21 protein-coding genes are annotated in these 26,532 nt (G+C 67.7%); 6 read left to right on the top strand and 15 right to left on the bottom strand.

Features of this window, described 5'->3' with window-relative positions; translation table 11 throughout:
• Positions 1-9 precede the first annotated feature (9 nt).
• The 13 genes from rplB to D1369_RS16260 all read right to left on the bottom strand — a co-directional run bounded on the left by rplB (position 10) and on the right by D1369_RS16260 (position 11,718).
• Positions 10-846: a 50S ribosomal protein L2 gene (gene rplB / locus D1369_RS16195; protein WP_007384068.1), complete on the bottom strand. Its 837-nt coding sequence runs from the start codon at positions 844-846 to the stop codon at positions 10-12.
• Between the two features lie 38 nt (positions 847-884).
• Positions 885-1,304, bottom strand: a complete 420-nt coding sequence (rplW, locus tag D1369_RS16200) for a 50S ribosomal protein L23 (RefSeq protein ID WP_007384067.1) — start codon at positions 1,302-1,304, stop codon at positions 885-887.
• Positions 1,304-1,960 (bottom strand): 50S ribosomal protein L4, encoded by a 657-nt coding sequence (gene rplD / locus D1369_RS16205; protein ID WP_007384066.1) that lies wholly within the window; start codon positions 1,958-1,960, stop codon positions 1,304-1,306. The genes rplW and rplD overlap by 1 nt, the downstream gene beginning before the upstream one ends.
• 5 nt (positions 1,961-1,965) lie before the next feature.
• A complete protein-coding gene (gene rplC, locus D1369_RS16210; RefSeq protein WP_007384065.1) occupies positions 1,966-2,610 on the bottom strand; it encodes a 50S ribosomal protein L3 in 645 nt (214 codons plus the stop codon).
• A gap of 17 nt (positions 2,611-2,627) precedes the next feature.
• Positions 2,628-2,936, bottom strand: coding sequence for a 30S ribosomal protein S10 (rpsJ, locus tag D1369_RS16215; protein WP_003948644.1), 309 nt, complete (start codon positions 2,934-2,936; stop codon positions 2,628-2,630).
• A gap of 809 nt (positions 2,937-3,745) precedes the next feature.
• The gene (locus tag D1369_RS16225) at positions 3,746-4,576 is read right to left on the bottom strand and encodes a hypothetical protein (RefSeq protein ID WP_037901140.1); all 831 of its coding nucleotides are present in this window, start codon (positions 4,574-4,576) and stop codon (positions 3,746-3,748) included.
• 72 nt (positions 4,577-4,648) lie between these two features.
• Positions 4,649-5,002 (bottom strand): hypothetical protein, encoded by a 354-nt coding sequence (locus D1369_RS16230; RefSeq protein ID WP_037901137.1) that lies wholly within the window; start codon positions 5,000-5,002, stop codon positions 4,649-4,651.
• Between the two features lie 75 nt (positions 5,003-5,077).
• Positions 5,078-6,265, bottom strand: coding sequence for an acyltransferase (locus tag D1369_RS16235; RefSeq protein WP_106433627.1), 1,188 nt, complete (start codon positions 6,263-6,265; stop codon positions 5,078-5,080).
• Positions 6,266-6,564: 299 nt separating this feature from the next.
• Positions 6,565-7,758: an elongation factor Tu gene (gene tuf / locus D1369_RS16240; RefSeq protein ID WP_007384061.1), complete on the bottom strand. Its 1,194-nt coding sequence runs from the start codon at positions 7,756-7,758 to the stop codon at positions 6,565-6,567.
• Positions 7,759-7,912: 154 nt separating this feature from the next.
• Positions 7,913-10,039, bottom strand: a complete 2,127-nt coding sequence (fusA, locus tag D1369_RS16245; RefSeq protein ID WP_118082506.1) for an elongation factor G — start codon at positions 10,037-10,039, stop codon at positions 7,913-7,915.
• Between the two features lie 39 nt (positions 10,040-10,078).
• The gene (gene rpsG, locus D1369_RS16250) at positions 10,079-10,549 is read right to left on the bottom strand and encodes a 30S ribosomal protein S7 (protein WP_007384059.1); all 471 of its coding nucleotides are present in this window, start codon (positions 10,547-10,549) and stop codon (positions 10,079-10,081) included.
• 2 nt (positions 10,550-10,551) lie between these two features.
• On the bottom strand, positions 10,552-10,923 hold the full coding sequence (gene rpsL, locus D1369_RS16255; RefSeq protein WP_003948652.1) for a 30S ribosomal protein S12: 372 nt from the start codon (positions 10,921-10,923) through the stop codon (positions 10,552-10,554).
• A 330-nt stretch (positions 10,924-11,253) separates the two neighbouring features.
• Positions 11,254-11,718 carry a DUF1707 and DUF4190 domain-containing protein gene (locus D1369_RS16260; protein ID WP_037903592.1) on the bottom strand — a complete coding sequence of 155 codons (465 nt, stop codon included), beginning with the start codon at positions 11,716-11,718 and terminating at the stop codon, positions 11,254-11,256.
• 391 nt (positions 11,719-12,109) lie between these two features.
• Between D1369_RS16260 and D1369_RS16265 the strand changes: the two genes are divergently transcribed.
• The 6 genes from D1369_RS16265 (at position 12,110) to D1369_RS16290 (ending at position 18,535) form a co-directional block, all read left to right on the top strand.
• Positions 12,110-12,826, top strand: a complete 717-nt coding sequence (locus tag D1369_RS16265) for a Crp/Fnr family transcriptional regulator (protein ID WP_037901135.1) — start codon at positions 12,110-12,112, stop codon at positions 12,824-12,826.
• 164 nt (positions 12,827-12,990) lie between these two features.
• Entirely contained in the window at positions 12,991-13,740 is a 750-nt protein-coding gene (locus D1369_RS16270) for a hypothetical protein (RefSeq protein WP_007384056.1), read from the top strand.
• Positions 13,737-15,893 (top strand): hypothetical protein, encoded by a 2,157-nt coding sequence (locus D1369_RS16275; RefSeq protein ID WP_037901133.1) that lies wholly within the window; start codon positions 13,737-13,739, stop codon positions 15,891-15,893. The genes D1369_RS16270 and D1369_RS16275 overlap by 4 nt, the downstream gene beginning before the upstream one ends.
• A gap of 17 nt (positions 15,894-15,910) precedes the next feature.
• Positions 15,911-17,005 carry a hypothetical protein gene (locus D1369_RS16280; protein ID WP_007384054.1) on the top strand — a complete coding sequence of 365 codons (1,095 nt, stop codon included), beginning with the start codon at positions 15,911-15,913 and terminating at the stop codon, positions 17,003-17,005.
• A complete protein-coding gene (locus D1369_RS16285) occupies positions 17,002-17,511 on the top strand; it encodes a Pycsar system effector family protein (RefSeq protein WP_037901131.1) in 510 nt (169 codons plus the stop codon). Before D1369_RS16280 ends, D1369_RS16285 begins: the two co-directional genes overlap by 4 nt.
• A 28-nt stretch (positions 17,512-17,539) precedes the next feature.
• Positions 17,540-18,535 carry a M48 family metalloprotease gene (locus D1369_RS16290; RefSeq protein ID WP_007384052.1) on the top strand — a complete coding sequence of 332 codons (996 nt, stop codon included), beginning with the start codon at positions 17,540-17,542 and terminating at the stop codon, positions 18,533-18,535.
• Positions 18,536-18,588: 53 nt separating this feature from the next.
• Here the strand turns inward: D1369_RS16290 and D1369_RS16295 are convergent, their stop codons facing one another.
• Together D1369_RS16295 and rpoB are read right to left on the bottom strand one after the other, a co-directional pair.
• Positions 18,589-22,488 (bottom strand): DNA-directed RNA polymerase subunit beta', encoded by a 3,900-nt coding sequence (locus tag D1369_RS16295; protein ID WP_007384051.1) that lies wholly within the window; start codon positions 22,486-22,488, stop codon positions 18,589-18,591.
• A 100-nt stretch (positions 22,489-22,588) separates the two neighbouring features.
• Positions 22,589-26,074 carry a DNA-directed RNA polymerase subunit beta gene (gene rpoB, locus D1369_RS16300; RefSeq protein ID WP_007384050.1) on the bottom strand — a complete coding sequence of 1,162 codons (3,486 nt, stop codon included), beginning with the start codon at positions 26,072-26,074 and terminating at the stop codon, positions 22,589-22,591.
• Positions 26,075-26,532 lie beyond the last annotated feature (458 nt).

A 26,532-nucleotide genomic window follows, 5' to 3' on the forward strand; every position in this document is an offset into this window, starting at 1 on the left:
AACCCGCTCCTAGCGCTTCTTGTTCGTCTTGCGGCGGCGGACGATGTACTTGTTCGAAGCCTTCTTCGGCGAACGAGTACGACCCTCCTTCTGACCCCAGGGGCTGACCGGGTGGCGACCACCGGAGGTCTTGCCCTCACCACCACCGTGGGGGTGGTCAACCGGGTTCATCGCCACACCGCGAACGGTCGGGCGGACGCCCAGCCAGCGCTTGCGGCCGGCCTTACCCCAGTTGATGTTGCTCTGCTCGGCGTTGCCGACCTCGCCGACCGTGGCGCGGCAGCGCTGGTCGACCAGGCGGATCTCACCGGAGGGCATACGAAGGTGGGCCATCGTGCCCTCCTTCGCCAGCAGCTGCACGGAGGCACCGGCGGAGCGGGCGAACTTGGCGCCGCCACCGGGACGGAGCTCGATCGCGTGGATCGTGGTACCGACCGGGATGTTGCGGAGCGCCAGGTTGTTGCCCGGCTTGATGTCGGCCCCGGGACCGTTCTCGACGCGGTCACCCTGCTGCAGGTTGCGCGGGGCGAGGATGTAGCGCTTCTCGCCGTCCGCGTAGTGCAGCAGCGCGATGCGCGCGGTGCGGTTGGGGTCGTACTCGATGTGCGCGACCTTCGCCGGCACGCCGTCCTTGTCGTGACGACGGAAGTCGATCACTCGGTAGGCGCGCTTGTGTCCGCCACCCTGGTGGCGAACGGTCACACGACCGGCGTTGTTACGGCCGCCCTTGCTGTGCAGCGGGCGGACCAGCGACTTCTCCGGCGTGGACCGCGTGACCTCGACGAAGTCGGCGACGCTGGAGCCACGACGGCCCGGCGTAGTCGGCTTGTACTTGCGGATTCCCATTTCTCAGTCCTCGTCCGATATCGGACGATCCGACCCGCTTACGCGGACGGACCGCCGAAGATGTCGATACGGTCGCCCTCGGCAAGGGTCACGATCGCGCGCTTGCTGTCGGCACGCTTGCCGAAGCCGGTGCGGGTCCGCTTGCGCTTGCCCTGGCGGTTGATCGTGTTCACCCCGGTGACCTTGACCGAGAAGACCGCCTGGACGGCCTGCTTGATCTGGGTCTTGTTGGCGCCGGGGGCCACGATGAACGTGTACTTGCCCTCGTCGAGGAGCGCGTAGCTCTTCTCGGACACGACCGGCTTCAGCAGGACGTCACGGGGGTCCGTGAAGGCCTTGCTGGGCGCGGTGACGACGGTGTTCTTGCCCTCGGCCTCGTGGCGGCGCGCCTTGGCGACGCGCGCGGCCTTGGCGGCCTTGGCAGCCTTGGAGGCGATGCTCGGGTGACGCGTAGCCATCAGGCCTCGCTCCCTTCGGTGTCGTTGGCCTTCGGGCCGGACACGAAGGACTCGAAGGCGGCCTGGGTGAAGACCACGTCGTCCGAGACGAGAACGTCGTACGTGTTCAGCTGGCCCGGCTCCAGGATGTGAACCTGGGGCAGATTGCGGGCGGACAGCCACGCGGCCTCGTCGGCACGGTCGATGACGAGCAGCAGGTTCTTGCGCTCGCTGATCTTGCCGAAGAGCGTCTTCGCGGCCTTCGTCGAAGGCGACTCGCCCTCGATGACGCCGGAGACGACGTGGATGCGGTTGTTGCGGGCCCGGTCGGTGAGGGCGTGGCGCAGGGCCGCGGCCTTCATCTTCTTCGGGGTCCGCTGCGAGTAGTCACGCGGCGTGGGGCCGTGGACGACGCCACCGCCGGCGAACTGCGGCGCACGGGTCGAACCCTGACGGGCGCGGCCGGTGCCCTTCTGGCGGTACGGCTTCTTGCCGCCACCGCGGACCTCGCCACGACGCTTGACCTTGTGCGTGCCCTGACGGGCGGCGGCCAGCTGCGCGACGACGACCTGGTGAAGCAGCGGGATGCTGATCTTCTCGACGTCGAAGATCTCGGCCGGGAGCTCTACGGTCCCGGCGGTGTCGCCGGAGGGCGACAGAATGTCAATGGTGCTCATAGTCCTCAGGCCCCCTTGGCCGCGGTGCGGACCAGGACGAGGCCGCCGTTCGGACCAGGAACCGCGCCCTTGATGAGCAGCAGGCCCTTCTCCGCGTCAACGGCGTGAACGGTCAGGTTCTGGGTGGTGACCCGCTCGTTGCCCATGCGACCCGCCATGCGGAGGCCCTTGAACACGCGGCCCGGGGTGGCACAGCCACCGATGGAACCGGGCGAGCGGTGCTTGCGCTGGGTGCCGTGACCGGCGCCGAGGCCCTTGAAGTTGTGACGCTTCATGACACCGGCGAAGCCCTTGCCCTTGCTCTTGCCGGTCACGTCGACCTTGATGCCGGCCTCGAACACCTCAGCGGTGATCTCCTGGCCGAGGGTGTACTCGCTGGCGTCAGCGGTACGGATCTCGACGAGGTGGCGGCGGGGAGTGACGTCGGCCTTGGCGAAGTGGCCCTTGAGGGGCTTGTTCACCTTGCGCGGGTCGATCTCGCCGAACGCGATCTGGACGGACTCGTAGCCGTCGGCGTCGTTCGTGCGGACCTGGGTCACGACATTCGGGCCGGCCTTGACGACGGTGACCGGAACAACACGGTTGTTCTCGTCCCACACCTGCGTCATGCCGAGCTTCTCGCCCAGGATGCCCTTGATCTGCTTAGCCATTCTCAGATCACCGGCCTTCAGAGCTTGATCTCGATGTCGACACCGGCCGGGAGGTCGAGTCGCATCAGAGAGTCAACGGTCTTGGGGGTCGGGTCGAGGATGTCGATCAGGCGCTTGTGCGTGCGCATCTCGAAGTGCTCGCGCGAGTCCTTGTACTTGTGCGGCGACTTGATGACGCAGTACACGTTCTTCTCAGTGGGCAGCGGCACCGGGCCCGCGACCGACGCACCAGTGCGCGTCACCGTCTCGACGATCTTCTTCGCCGAGGAGTCGATGACCTCGTGGTCGTAGGCCTTGAGCCGGATGCGGATCTTCTGTCCCGCCATGGCTACTCGTTAGTCCTGTCTCTCTACAGCTCTGGAACCCGGTGTTCCCTTGACTTCCGCCGACCCACGCGGTCGGGTGTGTCGCACTCTCACTGACACAGATGTCCCTTGTCCGAACATCTTTTGCCTGAGAAAGAGGTTCACCGGGTGCCTGGTCGGCGCCGCACTGACACTTCCCGAAAGATTCCCGTACGTCCGTCCCAGCGCTGCCTTACGGCAGTTGGAACGACGAGTACTGTGGGACTCGCTTCCGGTCCTCCCGGCGGGAGGCGCGCAGCATCAACACTCGACCGAGCAACCCCGCTAGTCTGCCATACGGGGCGGGGGCCTGGCCAATCGAGCCGGAGACAATACCCCGGACGTGACGCAGGTCAAACACAGCGCTCCAGGGCATGGGCATGCTGGCACACATAAAGCGGACCACGGTCGAGCGCCACGAGGCGGCGCGACGGGGCATAACGGTCTCCGAGTGGACCCGGGAGGCCATCGCGGCCCACCTGCCCGGCGGACAGCACCAGGCCGACGAGGCACCCCGCCGGGCCTTCCGCTCAACGCCCCACCCGAAGCCCGGAGGCCCCCGCCGAACTCCTCGACACCGCCGCCCGGCTACCGCCAGGACAGCGAGGGCATCCTCGAACTGGTCGCACACTGGCGCGAGGCAGCTCTCGAAATCGGCGAGTTCACCCCGCCACCCCCCTCGCTGCGACTGATCAGTGACAACGACACGGCACCGCCCGCCTGGCCACCCCCTCCAGGGCGAGGGCCTACACCCGCCCCCGCCCGACGAGCATGCCCCCGTTCGACGGCTTTCAGCGCACGTCGACGTGGTCCCCGCCGCTCGTCGCGGCTCCCGTCGTGTCGTTCCCCCCGTACGCCCACCGCCAGGTCCCGTCCTTCGAGGCGGTGACCGTGGTCTTCAGGGCGCCGGTGCTGCTCGTCGTGACCTTCTTGACCGTGACGAAGGAGCTGGTGCCCGTCTCACGGAACTGGAGGGTGACCGAACGGCCGCCGTAGCCGCCGTACTTCTTGGTCGCCCAGTCCGCGCGGGTGAGCTTGCCCGTGACGGTGATCTTCTTGCCCTTGACGACCGGCTCCGGTGAGGCGTTCACGGTGACCTTCGCCGCCCGCTTCAGCTGGACGGTCAGGGGCCGGGTCTCGCGCTCGTGGGCCGCCAGGTTTCCGTTGGCCTTGAACAGGAGCAGGGAGACGCCGGTCTTCCACACGGTGGCGTCGTTGTTGGAGTCCACCTCGTCACGGCTCGGGTGGGGGTCGATGTAGAGGGACCCTTCGCACTCGGCCTTCTTGTCGCTCTGCTCGTAGCAGGTGTAGCCGCCGGGGCCTATGTAGTTCTCCAGGTCGGCGACCAGGTCCTGCGTCAGGCGTCCCCGGTAGAGGAAGGGCGTCGCGTCGTACCGGAACGGGTCACTCGTGCTGTACCCGGCCGGCAGCGTGATCTTGAAGGTGAGGGACGGCTCCACCACCTTCGACGTGCCGACCACGATCGGCTTGCCCTTGTTGATCACGATGTCGGTCACCTTGATCCCGGTGTCCTGGGCGTGGGCCGCCGGGGCGTTCAGAAGGGTGAGGGCGAGGGTCCCCACGAGTGCGGCCCCGGTGGCCGTACGTCTGCCAGTGGTCATTACCACCTCTTTCGTGGCGCGGAAAAGGAGGAGGCAGACTATCCCATGACCTGCACATGACTCTCACTTGGTCTACGGCCAGTCGACCAGCACCGTGAACACGACGTACACGCACGCCACCAGGACCGGTGCCGCGAGCGCGAACCCCACCCTGCGGGCCGTGCTTCGGCGCTCCCACGGCAGGGCCCAGCTGGCCGCGAGCAGGAACAGGGCGAGGCCCAGCCCGCCGAGCAGCACCGGGAAGGCGACGCCGAAGCTCGACTCGAAGCGGTCGGCCTCGGGGCCCGCGCAGGAGTCGCAGGCCATCGCGGACAAGCCGCCGACGAAGTAGACGAGCACACACGCGGGCAGGGTGAGGAGTGTCGAGAGCAGCGGGGCGACCCAGGCGCCGGTCGCGCGGTCGTCGTCGAGCGTGAGGTCCGGCATGGGTCCATCACAGCGCGCGGACACACCGGGCCGCATGAGTCTTCGTACTCAGAACATAGGGCCGCCTTACGGATGTCAGCCGCTCGCGTTCCGCAACCGCGCGAACGACGTGTCCAGCCCCCGCTTCAGCAGTCCCGCCGCCGGTCGCTCCACGAACCGGTGCACCAGCCAGCTCAGCAGCATGAACCCGGCGATGACGGAGACGACCAGCAGCCGGGCGTCCATGGTGTCGCGGAGGCGGTTGATGACCGTCGTACCGGCCGCGTAGTGCATCAGGTACAGCGGATACGTCAGCGCGCCCGCCGTCACCAGCCACCTCCCGCGGACGCGGTCCGTGGCGCCCAGGGCGATGGCGACCATGGCCAGCAGGAACACGGTGAAGATCAGCACGCTTCCCCGCCACCCCGACACATGCTCGACCTCGTCGATCCGGATGCCCAGTTCGCGCTGGCCCATCAACCAGGCCATCGCGAGGATGCCCCACAGCAGCAGGTCCTGGCCGAAGCGGTGCATCAGGTACAGGGAGAGGCCGGCGATGAAGTACCAGGCGCCCTCCGGGTTGGCGACCAGTTCGAGCAGGGGGAGTTCGGAGATCGGGGCGAGCATGGCCGCGGCGCCCCAGACGCAGCAGAAGACGACGACCTTGCGGTAGGTCAGGCCGGTCCACACCACGACCAGGAAGAGCAGGTAGAAGCGGAGCTCCGACCACAGGGTCCAGTAGACGCCGTCGACGTTCATGACGCCCGAACCGGACTGGAGCATCGTGACGTTGAGGAGTACGTCCCGGGTGCGCAGGCGGTCCCAGACGCCGGGCAGCAGCGCCAGCACGACGGTGGTGAAGGCGACGGCGAACCAGTACGCGGGGTAGAGGCGGATCACCCGTGACACGAAGAACTGCCTGGGACTGCGGCCCCAGCACGACATGCAGATCACGAAGCCGCTGATCACGAAGAAGATCTCGACGCCGATCCAGCCGTAGGAGGCGAACCGGAACACCGTCGGCATGATGTCGGAGACCGGGCGGTCCCAGATGCGGTTGCCCGGCTGGTCGACGCGGTTCGTGCCCGCGTAGTGGTGCACGGCGACCATCAGGGCGGCGAGGAGCCGGATGCCGTCGATGGCGTAGAGCCGACGGCCGGCGCGGTCGCGTACGACGGCGGCACGGGGGGTGGGCCGCACCGGCGCGGTGCCCGGCGGAAGCGGTTGGTGCAGGCCGCTCAGGACTCGTCGGGGTATCGACGTTCTGCGCTGCGCATCCTGCATCGACACCTGCGTGCCCGTCCGTCCTCACGAGGGAATCCCGGGCCGGGAGTGGCCACCGGACGCCTCAGGCTACGACTCTCACCACCACCCCACAGTGGCCAGACAGGAACATTCGGGGCAGCCCCGGCGGACAGTTGGCCGAAGCCTCGGGAAGACGTCCCGCGGAGTTCGCCCACTCTTCACCCGCCGGGCGGGCAACCCTCCACAGGCCCCCCAACGAAGGCGAAGGGGCCCGTACGACCGAAGTCGTACGGGCCCCTTCAGAGACCTACGGGTCTCGGAGACCTGTCAGGTCAAGATCAGGCGGTGATCTTGGTGACCTGGCCGGCGCCGACCGTCCGGCCACCCTCACGGATGGCGAACTTCAGGCCCTCTTCCATGGCGACGGGCTGGATGAGCTCCACCTTCATCTCGGTGTTGTCACCCGGCATGACCATCTCGGTGCCCTCGGGGAGGGTCACGACGCCGGTCACGTCCGTCGTACGGAAGTAGAACTGCGGACGGTAGTTGTTGAAGAACGGCGTGTGGCGGCCACCCTCGTCCTTGGACAGGATGTAGGCCTGGGCCTCGAACTGGGTGTGCGGCGTGACCGAACCCGGCTTGATGATGACCTGGCCGCGCTCGACGTCCTCGCGCTTGATGCCACGAAGCAGCAGACCGACGTTCTCACCGGCCTGGCCCTCGTCGAGCAGCTTGCGGAACATCTCGATGCCGGTGACCGTGGTGGTGGTCTTCTCGGTCTTGATGCCGATGATGTCGACGGTCTCGTTGACCTTGAGGACACCACGCTCGATACGACCGGTGACGACGGTGCCACGACCGGTGATCGTGAAGACGTCCTCGATCGGCATCAGGAACGGCTTGTCGACGTCACGCTCGGGCTGCGGGATCGCCTCGTCAACGGCGGCCATCAGGTCCAGGACCGACTGGCCCCACTCCTTGTCGCCCTCGAGCGCCTTGAGCGCCGAGACCTTGACGACGGGAACGTCGTCGCCCGGGAACTCGTACTCGGAGAGGAGCTCACGCACCTCGAGCTCGACGAGCTCCAGGATCTCCTCGTCGTCCACCATGTCGGCCTTGTTCAGGGCGACGACGATGTAGGGAACGCCGACCTGGCGGGCCAGGAGCACGTGCTCCTTGGTCTGCGGCATCGGGCCGTCGGTGGCGGCGACCACGAGGATGGCGCCGTCCATCTGCGCCGCACCCGTGATCATGTTCTTGATGTAGTCCGCGTGACCGGGGCAGTCGACGTGGGCGTAGTGACGCGTCTCGGTCTGGTACTCGACGTGCGCGATGGAGATGGTGATACCGCGCTGGCGCTCCTCGGGAGCCTTGTCGATCTGGTCGAACGCCGAGGCCTCGTTCAGGTCGGGGTACGCGTCGTGCAGCACCTTGGTAATGGCGGCCGTAAGGGTCGTCTTACCGTGGTCGATGTGACCGATGGTGCCGATGTTGACGTGGGGCTTAGTCCGCTCGAACTTCGCCTTCGCCACGGGGTCCTCCTGTGGAGTGGTTCTGAACGCCTTGCTTCATCGGCGCCAGGTGATCTTTGCTGGAAAGCCTCGGCCCGGGGGCACTCCCCCACGAATGCGGGTGAATGCCCCTCCGGGCTCCGGAGTCAAGCCTAAAGCGTGCGAACGCGGTGCGTTACTCGCCCTTGGCCTTCGCGATGATCTCCTCGGCGACGTTCCGCGGAACCTCGGCGTAGGAGTCGAACTGCATCGAGTAGCTTGCGCGACCCGACGTCTTGCTGCGGAGGTCTCCGACGTAGCCGAACATCTCCGAGAGGGGCACGAGGCCCTTCACGACGCGGGCACCGGCCCGCTCCTCCATGGCCTGGATCTGACCACGGCGGGAGTTGATGTCGCCGATGACCTCACCCATGTAGTCCTCGGGCGTGGTGACCTCGACGGCCATCATCGGCTCGAGCAGCACGGGGCTGGCCTTGCGGGCGGCCTCCTTGAAGGCCTGCGAGCCGGCGATCTTGAACGCGAGCTCGGAGGAGTCGACCTCGTGGTAGGCACCGTCGAGAAGCGTGACGCGAACGCCCGTCATCTCGTACCCGGCGAGGATGCCGAACTGCATGGCCTCCTGCGCACCGGCGTCCACCGAAGGGATGTACTCCTTCGGGATACGGCCACCGGTCACCTTGTTCACGAACTCGTACGAGGCGTCGCCGCTCTCGATCGGCTCGATCGCGATCTGCACCTTGGCGAACTGGCCAGTACCACCAGTCTGCTTCTTGTGCGTGTAGTCGACGCGCTCGACGGCCTTGCGGATCGTCTCACGGTAGGCGACCTGCGGCTTGCCGACGTTGGCCTCGACCTTGAACTCACGGCGCATACGGTCGACCAGCACCTCGAGGTGCAGCTCGCCCATACCACCGATGATGGTCTGGCCGGTCTCCTCGTCCGAGTGGACCTGGAAGGAGGGGTCCTCCTCCGCGAGACGCTGGATGGCGACACCCAGCTTCTCCTGGTCACCCTTGGACTTGGGCTCGATGGCGACCTGGATCACCGGCGCCGGGAAGTCCATGGACTCCAGGATGACCGGGTTCTTGTCGTCGCTCAGCGTCTCACCGGTGGTGGTCTGCTTGAGGCCCATGACGGCGACGATGTCGCCGGCGCCCACCGACTCGATCTCCTCACGCTTGTTCGCGTGCATGCGGTAGATCTTGCCGATGCGCTCCTTCTTGCCCTTGACGGAGTTCAGCACCGCGGAGCCGGACTCCAGGCGACCGGAGTAGATCCGGACGAAGGTGAGCTTGCCCAGGTGCGGGTCGCTCATGATCTTGAACGCCAGCGCGGACAGCGGCTCGTCGTCGGACGGCTTGCGCTTGACGACGACCTCGGGGTCCTTGACGTCGTGGCCCTCGATGGCCTCGACGTCGAGCGGGGTCGGCAGGTAGCGCACGACCGCGTCGAGCAGGGGCTGGACGCCCTTGTTCTTGAACGCGGTGCCACAGAACACCGGGGTGACGGTGACGCCTTCGGACTTGCCGGACGCGATGGTGATACGACGGATCGCGGCGTACAGCTGCTCCTCGGTGGGCTCCTGGCCCTCCAGGAACAGCTCCATGATCTCGTCGTCGTTCTCCGCGACGGCCTCGACCAGCTTGCCGCGGTACTCCTCGGCAGCCTCGGTGTGCGTGGCCGGGATGTCGACGACGTCGTACATCTCGCCCTTCGCCGCCTCGGCGGACCACACGAGCGCCTTCATGCGGACCAGGTCCACAACGCCCTTGAAGTCCATCTCGGCGCCGATCGGCAGCTGCATGACGAGCGGGACGGCGCCCAGACGGTCCGAGATCATGTCCACACAGCGGTGGAACTCGGCGCCGGTACGGTCCAGCTTGTTCACGAAGCAGATGCGCGGCACGCCGTAACGGTCGGCCTGACGCCACACCGTCTCGGACTGCGGCTCGACACCCGCGACACCGTCGAACACCGTGACGGCACCGTCGAGGACGCGGAGCGAACGCTCCACCTCGACCGTGAAGTCGACGTGCCCGGGGGTGTCGATGATGTTGATCGTGTAGTCGTCGTCCTCGAGCGGCCAGTGACAGGTGGTGGCAGCAGAGGTGATCGTGATGCCACGCTCCTGCTCCTGCTCCATCCAGTCCATGGTGGCGGCGCCGTCGTGGACCTCACCGATCTTGTAGCTGACGCCGGTGTAGAAGAGGATCCGCTCAGTGGTGGTCGTCTTGCCCGCGTCGATGTGGGCCATGATCCCGATGTTGCGGACCTTGGCCAGGTCAAGTGAAGTGGTAGCCATAAGGCTTCGGTCTTCTCTCGGTCTCGATGGGGTCTGCGACTACCAGCGGTAGTGCGCGAAGGCCTTGTTGGACTCGGCCATCTTGTGGGTGTCCTCGCGCTTCTTGACGGCCGCACCGAGGCCGTTCGAAGCGTCGAGAAGCTCGTTGAGCAGACGCTCGGTCATGGTCTTCTCGCGACGGGCGCGGGAGTAACCGACCAGCCAGCGCAGCGCCAGCGTGTTGGCGCGGCCGGGCTTGACCTCGACCGGCACCTGGTAGGTGGCGCCACCGACACGGCGGGACTTGACCTCAAGCGTGGGCTTGATGTTCTCCAGCGCGCGCTTCAGCGTGATGACCGGGTCGTTGCTGGTCTTCTCGCGCAGGCCCTCCATGGCGCCGTACACGATGCGCTCGGCGGTGGAGCGCTTGCCGTTCAGCAGCACCTTGTTGATCAGGGAGGTGACAAGAGGAGAACCGTAGACCGGGTCGATGATGACCGGGCGCTTCGGGGCGGGGCCCTTACGAGGCATTCTTACTTCTCCTTCTTGGCGCCGTAGCGGCTGCGGGCCTGCTTGCGGTTCTTGACACCCTGGGTGTCAAGCGAACCGCGGATGATCTTGTAGCGAACACCGGGCAGGTCCTTCACACGGCCGCCGCGCACGAGCACGATGGAGTGCTCCTGCAGGTTGTGTCCCTCACCCGGAATGTAAGCAGTGACCTCGATCCCGCTGGTCAGACGCACACGCGCGACCTTACGCAGGGCCGAGTTCGGCTTCTTCGGGGTGGTCGTGAACACGCGCGTGCAGACGCCACGGCGCTGGGGCGAACCCTCGAGCGCGGGCGTCTTGTTCTTCTCGACCTTGTCCTGCCGGCCCTTCCGGACCAGCTGCTGGATCGTAGGCACTACTTCTCCGGTTTCTGTGTGCCGAGTGTGAAGCTAACCTGGAACATCGCCGACCCACGCGGTCGGGTGTGTCGAACCCGCAGACTTCCGCCGCAAAGCGAAAAGGGCGCGGATTACGGTGGCCGCTTACGACTCCCCCTATGCGGTTGAAGGCACGCACGGGAGCCAGGGCACACCCCAGGCACAAGGTCTGAGCGTACCCAGCTGATTCGCTGCGGTCAAAACAGATGGACGGCGGCACCCCCGCGGAGGGGTCGATGTCAAGCCCCTACGCCGTGGACGATCTTCGATTTCACCTGGCGCACACATAAGAGCGGCACCTTTGGGCGCTCACCCGGAGGCGAGCCCCACCGCGACCATCAGCGTCATGAGGATCGACCACGCGGCGATCGACAGCCAGCCGAACACGAGCCCGGTCAGCGCGAGCCCGTCGCCGCCCTCTCCTGTCCGCCCGATCTCCGCCCGCGCCGTGTGCCCGAGGATCACCGCCGGAATCCCGGTGAACCCGAAGGTCGGCACACACAGCAGCCCGCACACGGCGGCTCCGACCGCCTTCCCGTTCGCCCGCGGCCGCGGGGCCGGCAGAAACGTCCGCGGTACGGCGGTGACGGGCGCCGGCTGCGGTACGGGCCCGAGCGGCAGATCGGCGACGAGCAGCGCCAGCTCCCCCACGGTCCGCGCGCCGTAGGCCCGCTCCACCCGCTTGTCGAACTCGCCCTTCTCCAGCCGCCCCTCCCCGTACCCGGCCCGCAGGACATCGACGGCCCGCTCACGGTCGGCGTGCGAGGCGAGCATGGCGGAGGCGTTGGGCTGCGGGACGGCGTAGGGGGCGGCGTATCCGGGCCAGGGGCGCGCCACAGGGACGTGCGCGCCGGACCAGGACCCCGCTGCCGGGCCGTCCCTGCCCGGCCCTGACGGTGACTCGTCCTTGCCCTGCCACGGTTGCCACGACGGTTGCGACACAGGAGCACCCCCTGGGCGGTCGAATGCCTCCATGATGCTCCAACGCTCCGATACCGGGACAGGTTCCCGCATCTCTTACGGGAAACGCCCAGCCGGAACCGCCGACGGCGGCGCGTCGGCCATGGCGGCCGATTGTCGCCCGTTGCCCGACCCGCCACTTCAAGTACGTTGACTGGTTGCGGAATCAACGGCATCCGTGCAGGTGAACAAGGGGGCAGGGGATATGGCCGGGGGGCAGGCGCATGCGTGGGACGACGGCGGTTTCGACGACAAGGTGCCGTTCCTCGCCCGTCTGGAGAAGGAGGACCGGGTCGCCCTGCTCGCCATCGGCCGCCCGCTGAACTATCCGGCCCGCGGTGTCGTCATGCGTCAGCACGAACCGTCCACCCATGTGCTGCTCCTCCTGCACGGCTGGACCAAGGTCACGGTGAATGCCGTCAACGGCTACGAGGCCCTGCTGGCTCTGCGCGGTCCAGGAGACATAGTCGGCGAGGGCGCCGCCCTCAGCAGGCGCCTCCGCTCGGCGACAGTCACCGCCCTGGAGCCGGTCGAGGCGGTCGTCGTCGAAGAGAAGCGATTCACCGCCTTTCTCTCGGAGAATGCCCGGGTGGCTCTGAACCTGCTGAGCCTCACCACGGACCGACAGCGCTCCACGGACCGTCGTCGGCTGGAATGGGCCGCGCTGTCGGTGCGCGAGCGGTTGGCTGTCCTGCTGCTGGAACTCGTGCGCACCCACGGCAGACACACGGACGAGGGCATAGAACTCACCATCGGCCTCAGCCAACAAGAGTTCGCGGGCTCGGTCGGCTCCTCGCGCGAGGCGGTCGCCCGGCTCCTCAAGGACCTGCGCAGCCGCAAAGTAGTCATCACCGATCGCCGCCGCATCGTCGTGCTCCGTCCCGACGTGCTGCGCCGCATCGTCGGGGAGAGCGCCGGCTGACCGCATCTGGGCCGCCTGCCCGTATGAGCGGCTCCCGGCCGTACGGGCACGGGCGCGCGCTGTCTGTGCACACGGTCACAGTCGCTCCGTGTCATCGTCCCTCCGCCTAACGGCCCGGGGGCGGCCATCGTGCTGGGCACCGGTCCCACTCGCGAGAGGCAGCCATGACCCAGACCGACCCCGTGTACCGCACCATCCTGCTGTTCGACATCGAGCGGTTCGGCAGGCGCGACAACGTGGAGCAGGCGTATCTCCGCCGCATGCTCTACGACGTCGTCGACGCCACCCTCCTGGCCGCCGGCGTCGACGAGACCTCCCGGCTGCGCGCCGACCGCGGTGACTCCGTCATGGAGCTCATCGACACCCGGATCTCCGTGCCGGCGCTCACCAAGACCCTGCTGTCCGAGACGCCCGCGCTGCTGCACGGCAAGAACCGGCTGATCGCCGAAAGTACCCGGATGCGGCTGCGCATGGTGCTCTCCGCCGGTTACGTCGCCGTGGACGAGCTCGGCGGCTGGGTCGGCCGGGACCTCAACCACGCCGTGCGGCTGCTGGACTCCGACCCGCTGAAGGACGCCCTGAAGGCCCGCGGTGACGACTGCGTGCTGTGCGCGTCCGACGCCATCTATCAGGGAGTCGTGTCCGACGGCCCGCTGGGCGTGCGCCCGGAGGACTTCCACCGCATCACCCTTGACACGAAGGAGGGCCCCACGGTCGCGTGGCTCCACGGCTCGCCCGCGTCGGGTACGACGGACTCGGCCGCCGCGACCGGCACCGGCTCCCCCGCACAGGGTGCAGCCTCCTCCCAGCACAACGAGACCCACGTCGGCGGCGACCACTACGGCCCCAGTGGCGGGACCTCCCGCGACCTGAACTACGACTTCGGCTCCGCCCGGCGAGGCGAGGGCCGATGAACCGGGACGACACGGTCGCCAACCCTGCGGCCCCCACCGACGGAGCCGACCCGGACGCCAAGCAGAAGAAGCAGGACGAGTCCGCCGAACAGGAACAGCAGCGCCAGAAGGCCTGGGACGCCCGCCGGAACCTGATCGACCACGGCCCCGCGTTCGTCATGCCGCTGGCCCGCACCGGCGTCGAACGCGACCTGTTCGGCATCACCGGCGGCACCGTCAAGGGCGATGTGAACTACCACTTCGGCGCACGGCCGGAGCGTTCGGAACACCTCTCCGGAGAGATCCGCCGGGAGCAGATCGAGGAGTTGTCGTACGTCTTCCACACCTGCGCGAGCTTCGACGAGGCGCTGGCCCGGCTGCGCACCGACCGGGTGGTGATTCTGGCCGGCGGACGCGACACCGGCCGGCGTTCGGCGGCCCTCATGCTGCTGACCCGTCTGCGGGCCGAGCGGGTGCGCAACCTGGACCCGCCCGCCTCGCTCGCGGCCCTCCTGGAGCAGCTGGCCGACGGGGCCGGATACGTCCTGCTGAACCTGGCCACCAGTCGCAGCCATCCCCTCCGCGAGCCCCATCTGCTGGGCCTGCGCGAGCGCTTGGAGCGTACCGGCGGCTATCTGGTGATCACGGTCGAACCGTCGGCAGCTCTGGAGGACGTCCCGTTCGTGCGCTGGGAACCTCCCACCGCCGAGGACATGCTGCGCTCCCATGTCGTCCGACACACCGGGGCGGCCGCGTGGGCCGAGCTGTGCGAGCTCACGCCGGTAACCGAGTTCCTGGCGCGGCAGCAACAGCCGGGCGGGATTGAGGAGTTCGCGCGGCTGATCGTCGCCTTCCACCGCGACGAGATCGACGAGGAGAAACTCGCCGCCCACGGTGAGCGGGCCGCCACCACCCAGGTCTCCCGCTGGCTTGGCGACGACAACCGCCCGACCCCGCTGCACGAAAAGGCCTTCCTGATCGCCCTCGCCGTATTCGACAGAGCGCCGTACGCCGTGACCGCCGAACTCGCCGACCTGCTCTACATACGGCTCCAGCGGACGGCCAACCCCCACGAGCCGGCCGAGATCCCGGTCTTCGGCGGCTCGTGTGAGGAACGGCTGCGCCTCGCCCACGCCCGCGGCTACATCGACACCGAGGCCACCGAGTGGGGGCCGCTCGTGGGCCAGTACTTCGCCGCTTTCCGGGACGAGCGCACGGCCCCGCTCCTGTTGAAGGAGGTGTGGAACTTCCACCCGTCCGCCCGGCCGGCACTCGTCAGGTGGATCCAGGAGCTCGCTGGCGACGGCCGCCCCCTGGTCAGGACCCGGGCGGCCTCGGCCACCGCCCTGCTCGCGAACGCCGACCTGTCCTCGGCGATGGCCCTGCTCATCGAACCCTGGGCGGACGAGGAGGAGTTCAACTCCTGGCTGACCGCGGCCAACGCCCTCACCATGGCCCAGCTCCTGGGCGTTCCCGCCGTCTCCCGCATCCTGCACGACTGGTGCACCGGCGACTACGACGGCTTGGAGGGCCGCCGCTGGACGGCCGTGCGCGCCTACGGCCTGCTCGGCCCCGTGTACTACGAACACGCCCTGAACGCCCTGCTGGAGGCCATCCGGGGGCAACGCAGGCAACAGGACCTGGAGGGCGACGAGGACGAGGCCGATGCCTACGCGGAGTTCGTGAAGGAGGAGGCCATCCAGTTCGCGGACGCCCTCGAACTGCTGCTCCTCGCGGTGCGCCGGCCGGTCCTGAGGGCACTCGCCGAACATCTCACCGGCGACCGCGCGGTCCGTGAGTACGCGCTGCTCGCCTTCCTCCATGCCTGCGAGCAGTCCGAAGAGCACAACGACCGCCCCCTGGTCCTTGACTGGTACGCCCAGGCCGCGGCGGCGATCGACGACACCGACGCCCAGCACCTGATCGCGTTCTGGCAGGAGGCGCTGGCCGATCGGGCCCGCACCACGAAGGCGCTGCGCATCCTGCGCGGCTGGGTCCGGGCAGCCGACCGCGACCCGGAGTCCGAGGCGGCCCTCACTTCGCTGCTCCCCGCACTCGTCACGACGCCCGCCAACCACAGCCGCGTCAGCCACCTGCTGCGCACCATCCGCGACGCCGACAAGAGCGGCTCCCCGGCGGCCGAGCGGCTGCTGGCACGCATCTCCGCTCCCTGAGCCCGAGGAGACCGATCATGGAACACGCCGACCCCCCGCCCGATCTGCTGCGGTCGTCGACACCAGGTGAGCAACCGGAGAACACCGAGCCGAAGTCGCGCCCCGGACAGAGCGTCGGCCGGACCCAGCCACCGGAGGACCGGCTCGACTGGTTCCAGCAGCCCGAGCGCCCCCACGAGGACGCGGACCCCGTCCGCACCGTCTGGCAGCTGTCCCGCTTCCGCCTCGGCAGCCGCCGCTTCGCCGGGGACCTCCAGCACGCCCTGGTCCTGGTAACCCGCCAAGGGGCGTACCGGACATTCATGCCGCCGAAGCGCCCCACATCCGTCTGGGGCTACGTCGCCCTGTACGAGGTGGACACCGACCCGCACGCCTTCCGGCTGACCGAGCCGCTGCCCAGCCAGGTCGATAGCTTCGAGTTCGAGGCCGTCGCCGACATCACCTGGCGGGTCGTCGACCCGGAGCGGTTCGTCCGCAGCCAGGAGCGCGATGTGCCCGGCCTCGTCACCCGCCGGCTCCGGCCCGTGCTGCGGGCGGCCGGCCGCGGGCATCGCATCGAGGCGAGCGCGGAGGCGGAGAAGGCCGTACAGCTGGCGGTGGACGCCTCTCCGCAGCTCGCGGCCATGGAGGGGTTGGAAGTCACCTGCTCGGTGCGGCTGCGCCGGGACGCCGTAGAGCGGATCCACCAGAACCGGCTCCGCACCGCCCGGCACGAGCAAGAGGCCGCCCGGCCGGAGCACGAGGCGACACGGCTCCGTGAGCAGTACGCCGCCGAACGGACCGCGGAGAAGCTCACGTTCTACCAGTGCCACCTGGACCGGGGTGGCACGGCCGCGGTCGCCCTGCACCTGGCGGTGCACCCGGAGGACACCGCCCTGGTCCTTGACCGGCTGCATACCGAGCAGGCGGAGGCGGTGAAGACCCAGCTGCAGCTGATCGACCGGGCCCTCGACAACAAATGGCTGGAGGGCTACCAGCTCGAGAAGCCCACCGACCTCGTCGTCGAACGGATGACCGCGATACTACGGGCGACCGGAACCACCACTGGTACCGAACTGCCCCCGCCCTACCCGGAGTTGCCGCTCCAGAAGCGCCTGGACGACGGGCCGTGACCCGGGGTCCGCGCACCCCTCGGCCCCGGGCCGACGTCCAGTTGCTCGCCGACCTCCGCGGTGAGATAGCCCGCGCGGACGCCAAGGCCACGGTCCTGGTCGGCGTGCTCGGTCTGACCACGGGGGTGCTGAGCACACTGGTGATCAACCTCCACTGGAGTCCCGCCCGGCTCTCCGTGGTCGCCGCCCTGCTGTGGTGGTCCGGATCGGCCCTGTTGGTCGGCTCACTCTTCGCACTGCTGCTTGCAGTCACTCCCCGCTATGGCAGGAGCCGCTGGGCCCCGGGTCTCCCCCTCACCTACTTCGACGACATCCGTCGCGCCGCCCGCGCGGGTCAGCTCGGCTCGGCACTCGTGGACACCGAACGCGCCCCTGCTCGGGCGCTGCGCACCGCGCTCACCGAGAACAGCCGCATCGCCGCCCGCAAGCACTTCTGGATCCGGATCGGCCTGATCGCCTGCGGCGGCTCGGCCCTCCTGCTCCCGCTGTCCCTGCTCGTCGCCTGAACCCGTCGCCATCCGGAAAGGAAGCGCCATGCCCCGGTTCTACGACCCCGAGGAACCCGGCGATCCACCCGTGCCGGAGAAACTGCGAAAGCCGGCAGAGCCACAGGAGGAGCTGCCGCTCCGCACCGGACGCGTCCACATACCGGCCCGCCAGCGCGGCATGGACCTCACGGCTCTCGGCCATCTGGCGCTCCATCTTCCCCATGGGCTCGCCAGTACGGCCGTGGTGTTCGCACTGTCGTGTCTCGTAGGCGCCGTGACCGGACTGGCGTGGTGGGTCCCGTTGGGCTGCTGGGCGCTGAGCGGTGCCCTGGTCTTCAGCCGACCCTGCGAACGGCTGCTGGCCCGTTGGCTGCTGCGGCTGAGGTATCCAGCGCCGGAGGAGGAGCGCAAGCTGCGGCCGGTCTGGCGGGAGGTGGCCGGCCGTGCCGGAGTCGACGCCAACGGGTACCAGCTGTGGGTGGAGGAGAGCGAGGAGATCAACGCCCTGGCGGCGGCCGGTCACATCGTCAGCGTGACCAGCCACTCGTTGGCGTCACTCGCCCCGGCTCAGCTCGGCGGCGTGCTCGCACATGAACTGGGCCACCACACCCGGGGACACGCCTGGGCGTCGCTGCTCTCGCTGTGGTACGCACTGCCCGCGCGGTTGACCCGGCGGCTGGTGCTCCGGTTGGCCTCGCGTGTGGAGCGCCCGTCGGGGAACGCGGCGGTCCTCTCCGCCGTCGTGGTCGCTGTCGTGCTCCTCGTGCTGGCGACCGCGACGTACGGTCTGATCTTCCTGCCCCTGGCCACCCCGTACCTGGTGGCCGCGGTCTCCCGACGAGCCGAACTGCGCGCGGACGAGCATGCGGCGGGCCTCGGTTTCGCCGCGCATCTGCTGGCGGTGCTGAATGCCGAGCACGACCGCCAACAGACTCGGCGAACCACCCCGGACGCGGTCATGGTGCGGCTGCTGGACTCGCGTCCCGACGTCCACACCCGCATGCACCGTCTCCAGGCACATCTGGACCGCGGGCGACGCTAAAACGCCGAAGGGCGGTCACCCCGAAAGGTGACCGCCCTCAGTGGACGTAAGGCCTACTGGTTGTACGGCCCGTAGTCGTAGTCCTCCAGCGGAACAGCCTGGCCGGACCCCGTGCCGAACGGCGAGTAGTCGATGTCGTCGTAGCCGACGGCCGAGTACATCGCGGCCTTGGCCTCCTCGGTCGGCTCGACCCGGATGTTGCGGTAGCGGGACAGACCCGTACCGGCCGGGATGAGCTTACCGATGATGACGTTCTCCTTGAGGCCGATGAGGCTGTCGGACTTGGCGTTGATCGCCGCGTCCGTCAGGACTCGGGTCGTCTCCTGGAAGGAGGCGGCCGACAGCCAGGATTCCGTCGCCAGCGAGGCCTTGGTGATACCCATCAGCTGCGGACGACCGGAGGCCGGGTGACCGCCCTCCTGGACCACACGACGGTTCTCGGTCTCGAACTTCGAGCGCTCGACCAGCTCGCCGGGCAGCAGCTCGGCGTCGCCGGACTCGATGATCGTCACGCGGCGCAGCATCTGCCGGATGATGATCTCGATGTGCTTGTCGTGGATCGACACACCCTGCGAGTTGTAGACCTTCTGGACCTCGCCGACCAGGTGGACCTGGACGGCACGCTGGCCCAGGATGCGCAGCACGTCGTGCGGGTTGGTGGCACCCACGGTGAGCTTCTGGCCCACCTCGACGTGCTCGCCCTCGCTGACCAGGAGTCGGGCGCGCTTCGAGATCGGGAACGCCGTCTCGTCGCTGCCGTCGTCCGGCGTGATGACGATCTTCTTGGTCTTCTCGGTCTCCTCGATCCGCACGCGGCCCTGGGCCTCGGAGATCGGGGCGACACCCTTCGGGGTACGGGCCTCGAAGAGCTCGACGACACGCGGCAGACCCTGGGTGATGTCGTCACCGGCCACACCACCGGTGTGGAAGGTACGCATCGTCAGCTGGGTACCGGGCTCACCGATGGACTGGGCGGCGATGATGCCGACCGCCTCACCGATGTCGACCAGCTTGCCGGTGGCCAGCGAGCGGCCGTAGCACATGGCGCAGGTGCCGACGGCGGACTCGCAGGTCAGGACCGAGCGGGTCTTGACCGTGGAGACGCCGTGCCGGACGAGCTCGTCGATGAGGACGTCGCCGAGGTCGGTGTTGGCCGGGGCCAGCACCTTGCCGTCGACCGTGATGTCCTCGGCCAGCGCACGGGCGTACACGCTGGTCTCGACGTCGTCCGCCTTGCGCAGCACGCCGTCCGCGCCGACCTCCGCGATCTGGAGCTTGAGGCCACGGTCGGTGCCGCAGTCCTCCTCGCGGATGATGACGTCCTGCGAGACGTCCACCAGACGACGGGTCAGGTAACCCGAGTCGGCGGTACGCAGGGCGGTGTCCGCCAGACCCTTACGGGCACCGTGCGTGGAGATGAAGTACTCCAGCACGGACAGGCCCTCACGGAAGGACGCCTTGATCGGACGCGGGATGGTCTCGTTCTTCGCGTTCGACACCAGACCACGCATACCGGCGATCTGCCGCATCTGCATCATGTTTCCTCGGGCACCCGAGTCAACCATCATGAAGATGGGGTTCGTCTTGGGGAAGTTCGCGTTCATCGCCTCGGCGACCTCGTTGGTCGCCTTGGTCCAGATCGCGATGAGCTCCTGCGTGCGCTCTTCCTTGGTGATCAGACCGCGCTCGTACTGCTTCTGGACCTTCTCGTCCTGCGCCTCGTAGCCCTTGACGATCTCCTTCTTCGCCTCGGGAACGACGACGTCGGAGATGGCCACGGTGACACCGGAACGGGTCGCCCAGTAGAAGCCGGCCGCCTTCAGGTTGTCGAGCGTCGCCGCCACGATGACCTTGGGGTAGCGCTCGGCCAGGTCGTTGACGATCTCGGAGAGCTGCTTCTTGCCCACCGAGTAGTCGACGAACGGGTAGTCCTCGGGCAGCAGCTCGTTGAAGAGCGCGCGGCCCAGGGTGGTGCGCAGCCGGAAGCTGTCACCGGCCTGGTACTCCGGCTCGCCCTCCTCGACCGCCGGCGGCGTCCAGCCACGCGGCGGGATGGTGCCCACCGGGAAGCGGATGTCGATCGGCGACTGCAGCGCCAGCTCGCCGGCGTCGAACGCCATGATCGCCTCGGCCGTGGAGCCGAACGCGCGGCCCTCGCCCTTGGTGTCACGCAGCTCGCCGTCGGTGGTGAGGAAGAACAGACCGAGGACCATGTCCTGGGTCGGCATCGTCACCGGACGGCCGTCGGCGGGCTTGAGGATGTTGTTCGAGGACAGCATCAGGATGCGGGCCTCGGCCTGCGCCTCCGCGGACAGCGGAAGGTGCACGGCCATCTGGTCACCGTCGAAGTCCGCGTTGAACGCGGTGCAGACGAGCGGGTGGATCTGGATGGCCTTGCCCTCGACCAGCTGCGGCTCGAAGGCCTGGATGCCGAGGCGGTGCAGGGTGGGAGCACGGTTCAGGAGAACCGGGTGCTCGGCGATGACCTCTTCGAGGACGTCGTACACGACCGTGCGGCCGCGCTCCACCATGCGCTTGGCGCTCTTGATGTTCTGCGCGTGGTTCAGGTCGACCAGGCGCTTCATCACGAACGGCTTGAAGAGCTCCAGCGCCATCGCCTTCGGCAGACCGCACTGGTGCAGCTTCAGCTGCGGACCGACGACGATCACGGAACGCGCGGAGTAGTCCACACGCTTGCCGAGCAGGTTCTGACGGAATCGACCCTGCTTGCCCTTCAGCATGTCGCTGAGGGACTTCAGCGGGCGGTTACCGGGACCGGTGACCGGGCGACCACGACGACCGTTGTCGAAGAGGGCGTCAACAGCCTCCTGAAGCATGCGCTTCTCGTTGTTGACGATGATCTCGGGCGCGCCGAGGTCGAGGAGCCTCTTCAGACGGTTGTTGCGGTTGATCACACGGCGGTACAGGTCGTTCAGGTCGGAGGTCGCGAAGCGGCCACCGTCCAGCTGCACCATCGGGCGAAGGTCCGGCGGGATGACCGGGACGCAGTCGAGGACCATGCCCTTGGGGCTGTTGGAGGTCTGCAGGAAGGCAGACACGACCTTCAGCCGCTTCAGCGCACGGGTCTTCTTCTGGCCCTTGCCGGTACGGATGATCTCGCGGAGGCGCTCGGCCTCCTCGTCGAGGTCGAAGGACTCCAGGCGCTTCTGCAGCGCCGCGGCACCCATCGAACCGTCGAAGTACGTGCCGAAGCGGTCACGCAGCTCGCGGTAGAGCAGCTCGTCACCTTCGAGGTCCTGGACCTTGAGGTTCTTGAAGCGGGTCCACACCTCGTCGAGACGGTCGATCTCGCGCTGCGCGCGGTCGCGCAGCTGCTTCATCTCACGCTCGGCACCCTCGCGCACCTTGCGGCGCACGTCGGCCTTGGCGCCCTCGGCCTCCAGCTCGGCCAGGTCGCTTTCCAGCTTCTTGGCGCGGGCCTCGAGGTCGGCGTCACGACGGTTCTCGACCTGCTGACGCTCCACGGAGACGTGCGCCTCCAGGGAGGGCAGGTCACGCGTACGGCGCTCCTCGTCGACGTACGTGATCATGTACGCCGCGAAGTAGATGACCTTCTCGAGGTCCTTGGGAGCCAGGTCGAGCAGGTAGCCCAGACGCGACGGGACGCCCTTGAAGTACCAGATGTGCGTGACGGGGGCGGCCAGTTCGATGTGGCCCATCCGCTCACGGCGCACCTTGGCGCGAGTCACCTCGACGCCGCAGCGCTCACAGATGATGCCCTTGAAGCGGACACGCTTGTACTTGCCGCAGTAGCACTCCCAGTCCCGGGTCGGACCGAAGATCTTCTCGCAGAAGAGTCCGTCCTTTTCGGGCTTGAGGGTGCGGTAGTTGATGGTCTCGGGCTTCTTGACCTCGCCGTGGCTCCACTGACGGATGTCGTCAGCGGTGGCCAGACCGATCCGGAGCTCATCGAAGAAGTTGACGTCGAGCACTATGCGTCAATCCCTCTCAGGGTTGTAAGTCTTGGGGTCTGAAACGGGGGTCCAGGGGCCGGCCGGAGAATCCTCACCAGGTCCTCCGGCCGGACTCCCGTCAGACCTCTTCGACGCTGCTCGGCTCGCGCCGGGACAGGTCGATGCCGAGCTCTTCCGCCGCGCGGAAGACGTCCTCGTCGGTGTCGCGCATCTCGATGGACATGCCGTCCGAGGACAGCACCTCCACGTTGAGGCACAGGGACTGCATCTCCTTGATGAGCACCTTGAAGGACTCGGGGATGCCGGGCTCGGGAATGTTCTCGCCCTTGACGATGGCCTCGTAGACCTTCACGCGGCCGGTGACATCGTCGGACTTGATGGTCAGCAGCTCCTGGAGGGCGTACGCGGCGCCGTATGCCTCCAGCGCCCACACCTCCATCTCACCGAAGCGCTGGCCACCGAACTGGGCCTTACCACCCAGCGGCTGCTGGGTGATCATCGAGTACGGACCGGTCGAGCGGGCGTGGAGCTTGTCGTCGACCAGGTGGTGGAGCTTGAGGATGTACATGTAGCCGACCGAGATCGGCTCCGGGAACGGCTCGCCGGAGCGGCCGTCGAACAGCCTCGCCTTACCGGTCGGCTGCACCATGCGCTCGCCGTCGCGGTTCGGGATGGTGTGCTGGAGCAGACCCGCGAGCTCGTCCTCACGGGCACCGTCGAAGACCGGGGTCGCGACGTTGGTGCCGGGGGCGACGGCGTCGGCGCCGATGACCTGGAGGCGCTGCGCCCAGTCCTCGGCGAGGCCGGAGACGTCCCAGCCGCGGCTGGCGAGCCAGCCGAGGTGGATCTCCAGGACCTGTCCCGGGTTCATTCGGGACGGCACACCCAGCGGGTTGAGGATGATGTCGACCGGGGTCCCGTCCTCGAGGAACGGCATGTCCTCGATGGGCAGGATCTTGGAGATGACACCCTTGTTGCCGTGTCGGCCGGCGAGCTTGTCACCGTCCGTGATCTTGCGCTTCTGCGCCACGTAGACACGGACCAGCTGGTTCACGCCCGGCGGCAGCTCGTCGCCCTCTTCACGGTCGAAGACGCGGACGCCGATGACCTTGCCGATCTCGCCGTGCGGCACCTTCAGCGAGGTGTCACGGACCTCACGGGCCTTCTCGCCGAAGATCGCACGGAGCAGGCGCTCCTCCGGCGTCAGCTCGGTCTCACCCTTGGGCGTGACCTTGCCGACGAGGATGTCACCGGCGACGACCTCGGCACCGATACGGATGATGCCGCGCTCGTCGAGGTCGGCGAGGACCTCCTCGGAGACGTTCGGGATGTCCCGGGTGATCTCCTCGGGGCCGAGCTTGGTGTCACGGGCGTCGACCTCGTGCTCCTCGATGTGGATCGAGGAGAGGACGTCGTCCTGCACGAGGCGCTGCGACAGGATGATCGCGTCCTCGTAGTTGTGACCCTCCCACGGCATGAACGCCACGAGCAGGTTCTTGCCCAGCGCCATCTCGCCGTTCTCGGTGGCCGGACCGTCGGCCAGGACCTGGCCCTCGATGATCCGGTCGCCCTCGTTGACGATGACCTTCTGGTTGACCGAGGTGCCCTGGTTGGAGCGGGCGAACTTGGCCAGGCGGTACGTGATGTACGTGCCGTCGTCGTTGGCGGTGGTGATGTAGTCCGCGGAGACCTCCTGGACCACACCCGCCTTCTCGGCCTTGACCACGTCGCCGGCGTCGACGGCGGAGCGGTACTCCATGCCGGTGCCGACGAGCGGGGACTCGCTCTTGATGAGCGGCACGGCCTGACGCATCATGTTCGCGCCCATGAGGGCACGGTTGGCGTCGTCGTGCTCGAGGAACGGGATCATGGCGGTCGCGACCGACACCATCTGGCGCGGCGAGACGTCCATGTAGTCGACGTCGTCCCCGGGGACGTAGTCGACCTCGCCGCCACGACGGCGGACCAGGACCCGGGACTCCTCGAACCGCATGTCGTCGTTGAGCGTGGCGTTGGCCTGCGCGATGACGAAGCGGTCCTCCTCGTCGGCCGTCAGGTAGTCGACCTCGTCGGTGACGACACCGCCGGTGACCTTGCGGTACGGCGTCTCCACGAAACCGAACGCGTTGACGCGGCCGTAGGAGGCGAGCGAACCGATCAGACCGATGTTCGGGCCTTCGGGCGTCTCGATCGGGCACATGCGGCCGTAGTGCGAGGGGTGCACGTCACGGACCTCGAAGCCGGCCCGCTCACGGGAGAGACCACCCGGGCCAAGAGCCGACAGACGGCGCTTGTGGGTGAGACCCGACAGCGGGTTGTTCTGGTCCATGAACTGCGACAGCTGGCTGGTGCCGAAGAACTCCTTGATGGAGGCGACGACCGGCCGGATGTTGATCAGGGTCTGCGGCGTGATCGCCTCGACGTCCTGGGTCGTCATGCGCTCACGGACGACGCGCTCCATACGAGCCAGACCCGTGCGGACCTGGTTCTGGATGAGCTCGCCGACGCTGCGCAGACGACGGTTGCCGAAGTGGTCGATGTCGTCGGTCTCGACGACGATCGAGGTGCCGCTGTCACCGGTGGTCTCGGTCTCGCCCGCGTGCAGCTTCACCAGGTACTTGATCGTCGAGATGATGTCCTCGACGGTCAGGATGCCCGCGTCCAGCGGAGCGTCCGCACCCAGCTTCTTGTTGACCTTGTAGCGGCCGACCTTGGCGAGGTCGTAGCGCTTCGGGTTGAAGTAGAGGTTCTCCAGAAGAGTCTGGGCGGCCTCACGCGTCGGGGGCTCGCCCGGACGCAGCTTGCGGTAGATGTCGAGCAGCGCGTCGTCCTGGCCCTGGGTGTGGTCCTTCTCCAGGGTGGCGCGCATCGACTCGTACTCGCCGAACTCCTCCAGGATCTGCTCGGTGGTCCAGCCGAGAGCCTTCAGGAGCACGGTGACGGACTGCTTGCGCTTGCGGTCGATGCGGACACCGACCATGTCGCGCTTGTCGATCTCCATCTCCAGCCAGGCACCCCGGGACGGGATGATCTTGGCCGAGAAGATGTCCTTGTCGGACGTCTTGTCGATGGAGGAGTCGAAGTAGACACCCGGCGAGCGGACCAGCTGCGACACCACGACACGCTCGGTGCCGTTGATGACGAAGGTGCCCTTGTTGGTCATGAGCGGGAAGTCGCCCATGAAGACCGTCTGGGACTTGATCTCGCCGGTCTCGTTGTTGGTGAACTCCGCCGTAACGAAGAGCGGGGCGGCGTACGTGAAGTCGCGCTCCTTGCACTCGTCGATGCTGTTCTTCGGCGGCTCGAAACGGTGGTCGCGGAACGTCAGCGACATCGACCCGGAGAAGTCCTCGATCGGGGAGATCTCCTCGAAGATCTCCTCCAGACCGGACTTGGTGGGGACGTCCTGACCGGACTCAAGAGCCTCCTCGACCCGACTCTGCCAGGCGGTGTTCCCGAGCAGCCAGTCAAAGCTCTCGGTCTGCAGCGCGAGCAGGTTGGGAACCTCGAGAGGCTCCTTGATCTTTGCAAAAGAGATGCGCAGCGGGGCGGTGCTGGCGGCGTTGTTCGTATTCGCGGTCGAGGCAGTGCGCGAGGCGGCCAAGAGGGGGTCCTTCCGAGGGCTCGGACTCACTACGCGCTCCCCGGGCCCTCTCCGCGGCACAGAGACAGGTCTCTCCGATGTGGCCAGAAGGCCAGCTCGGAGATGGTCCGGTCGTCGATGCTGAGGCGAGGGCAGACCCCTGGTGACGGGCAGGGGACAGCTAACAGGCAGCGCAAAGGGTCAGTGTAGCCACTTGGCGCACTGATGTCCAGCCCTGCTTTTCTGCCCGGTCTTCAAAAACTCTCGCTGCCCTCAACGTCCTCGGCATGGTGCCCTCAACGCACGTTGATACTGCCCTCTTCGTCGCCGATCCATGCCTCGGATTCGGACCGTTCTGGCGACGCGTCCTGAGAATTGCGCGCTGCGTGCGGTTCGTCAAGGCCCCCCTGCCGGAACCTGAGGTTCCGGGAGACACGACGAAGATCACCATACCCCTCGCCCACGAGGCTGCAAGGCAA

The organism is Streptomyces sp. CC0208, assembly GCF_003443735.1.
Lineage (GTDB): Bacteria > Actinomycetota > Actinomycetes > Streptomycetales > Streptomycetaceae > Streptomyces > Streptomyces sviceus.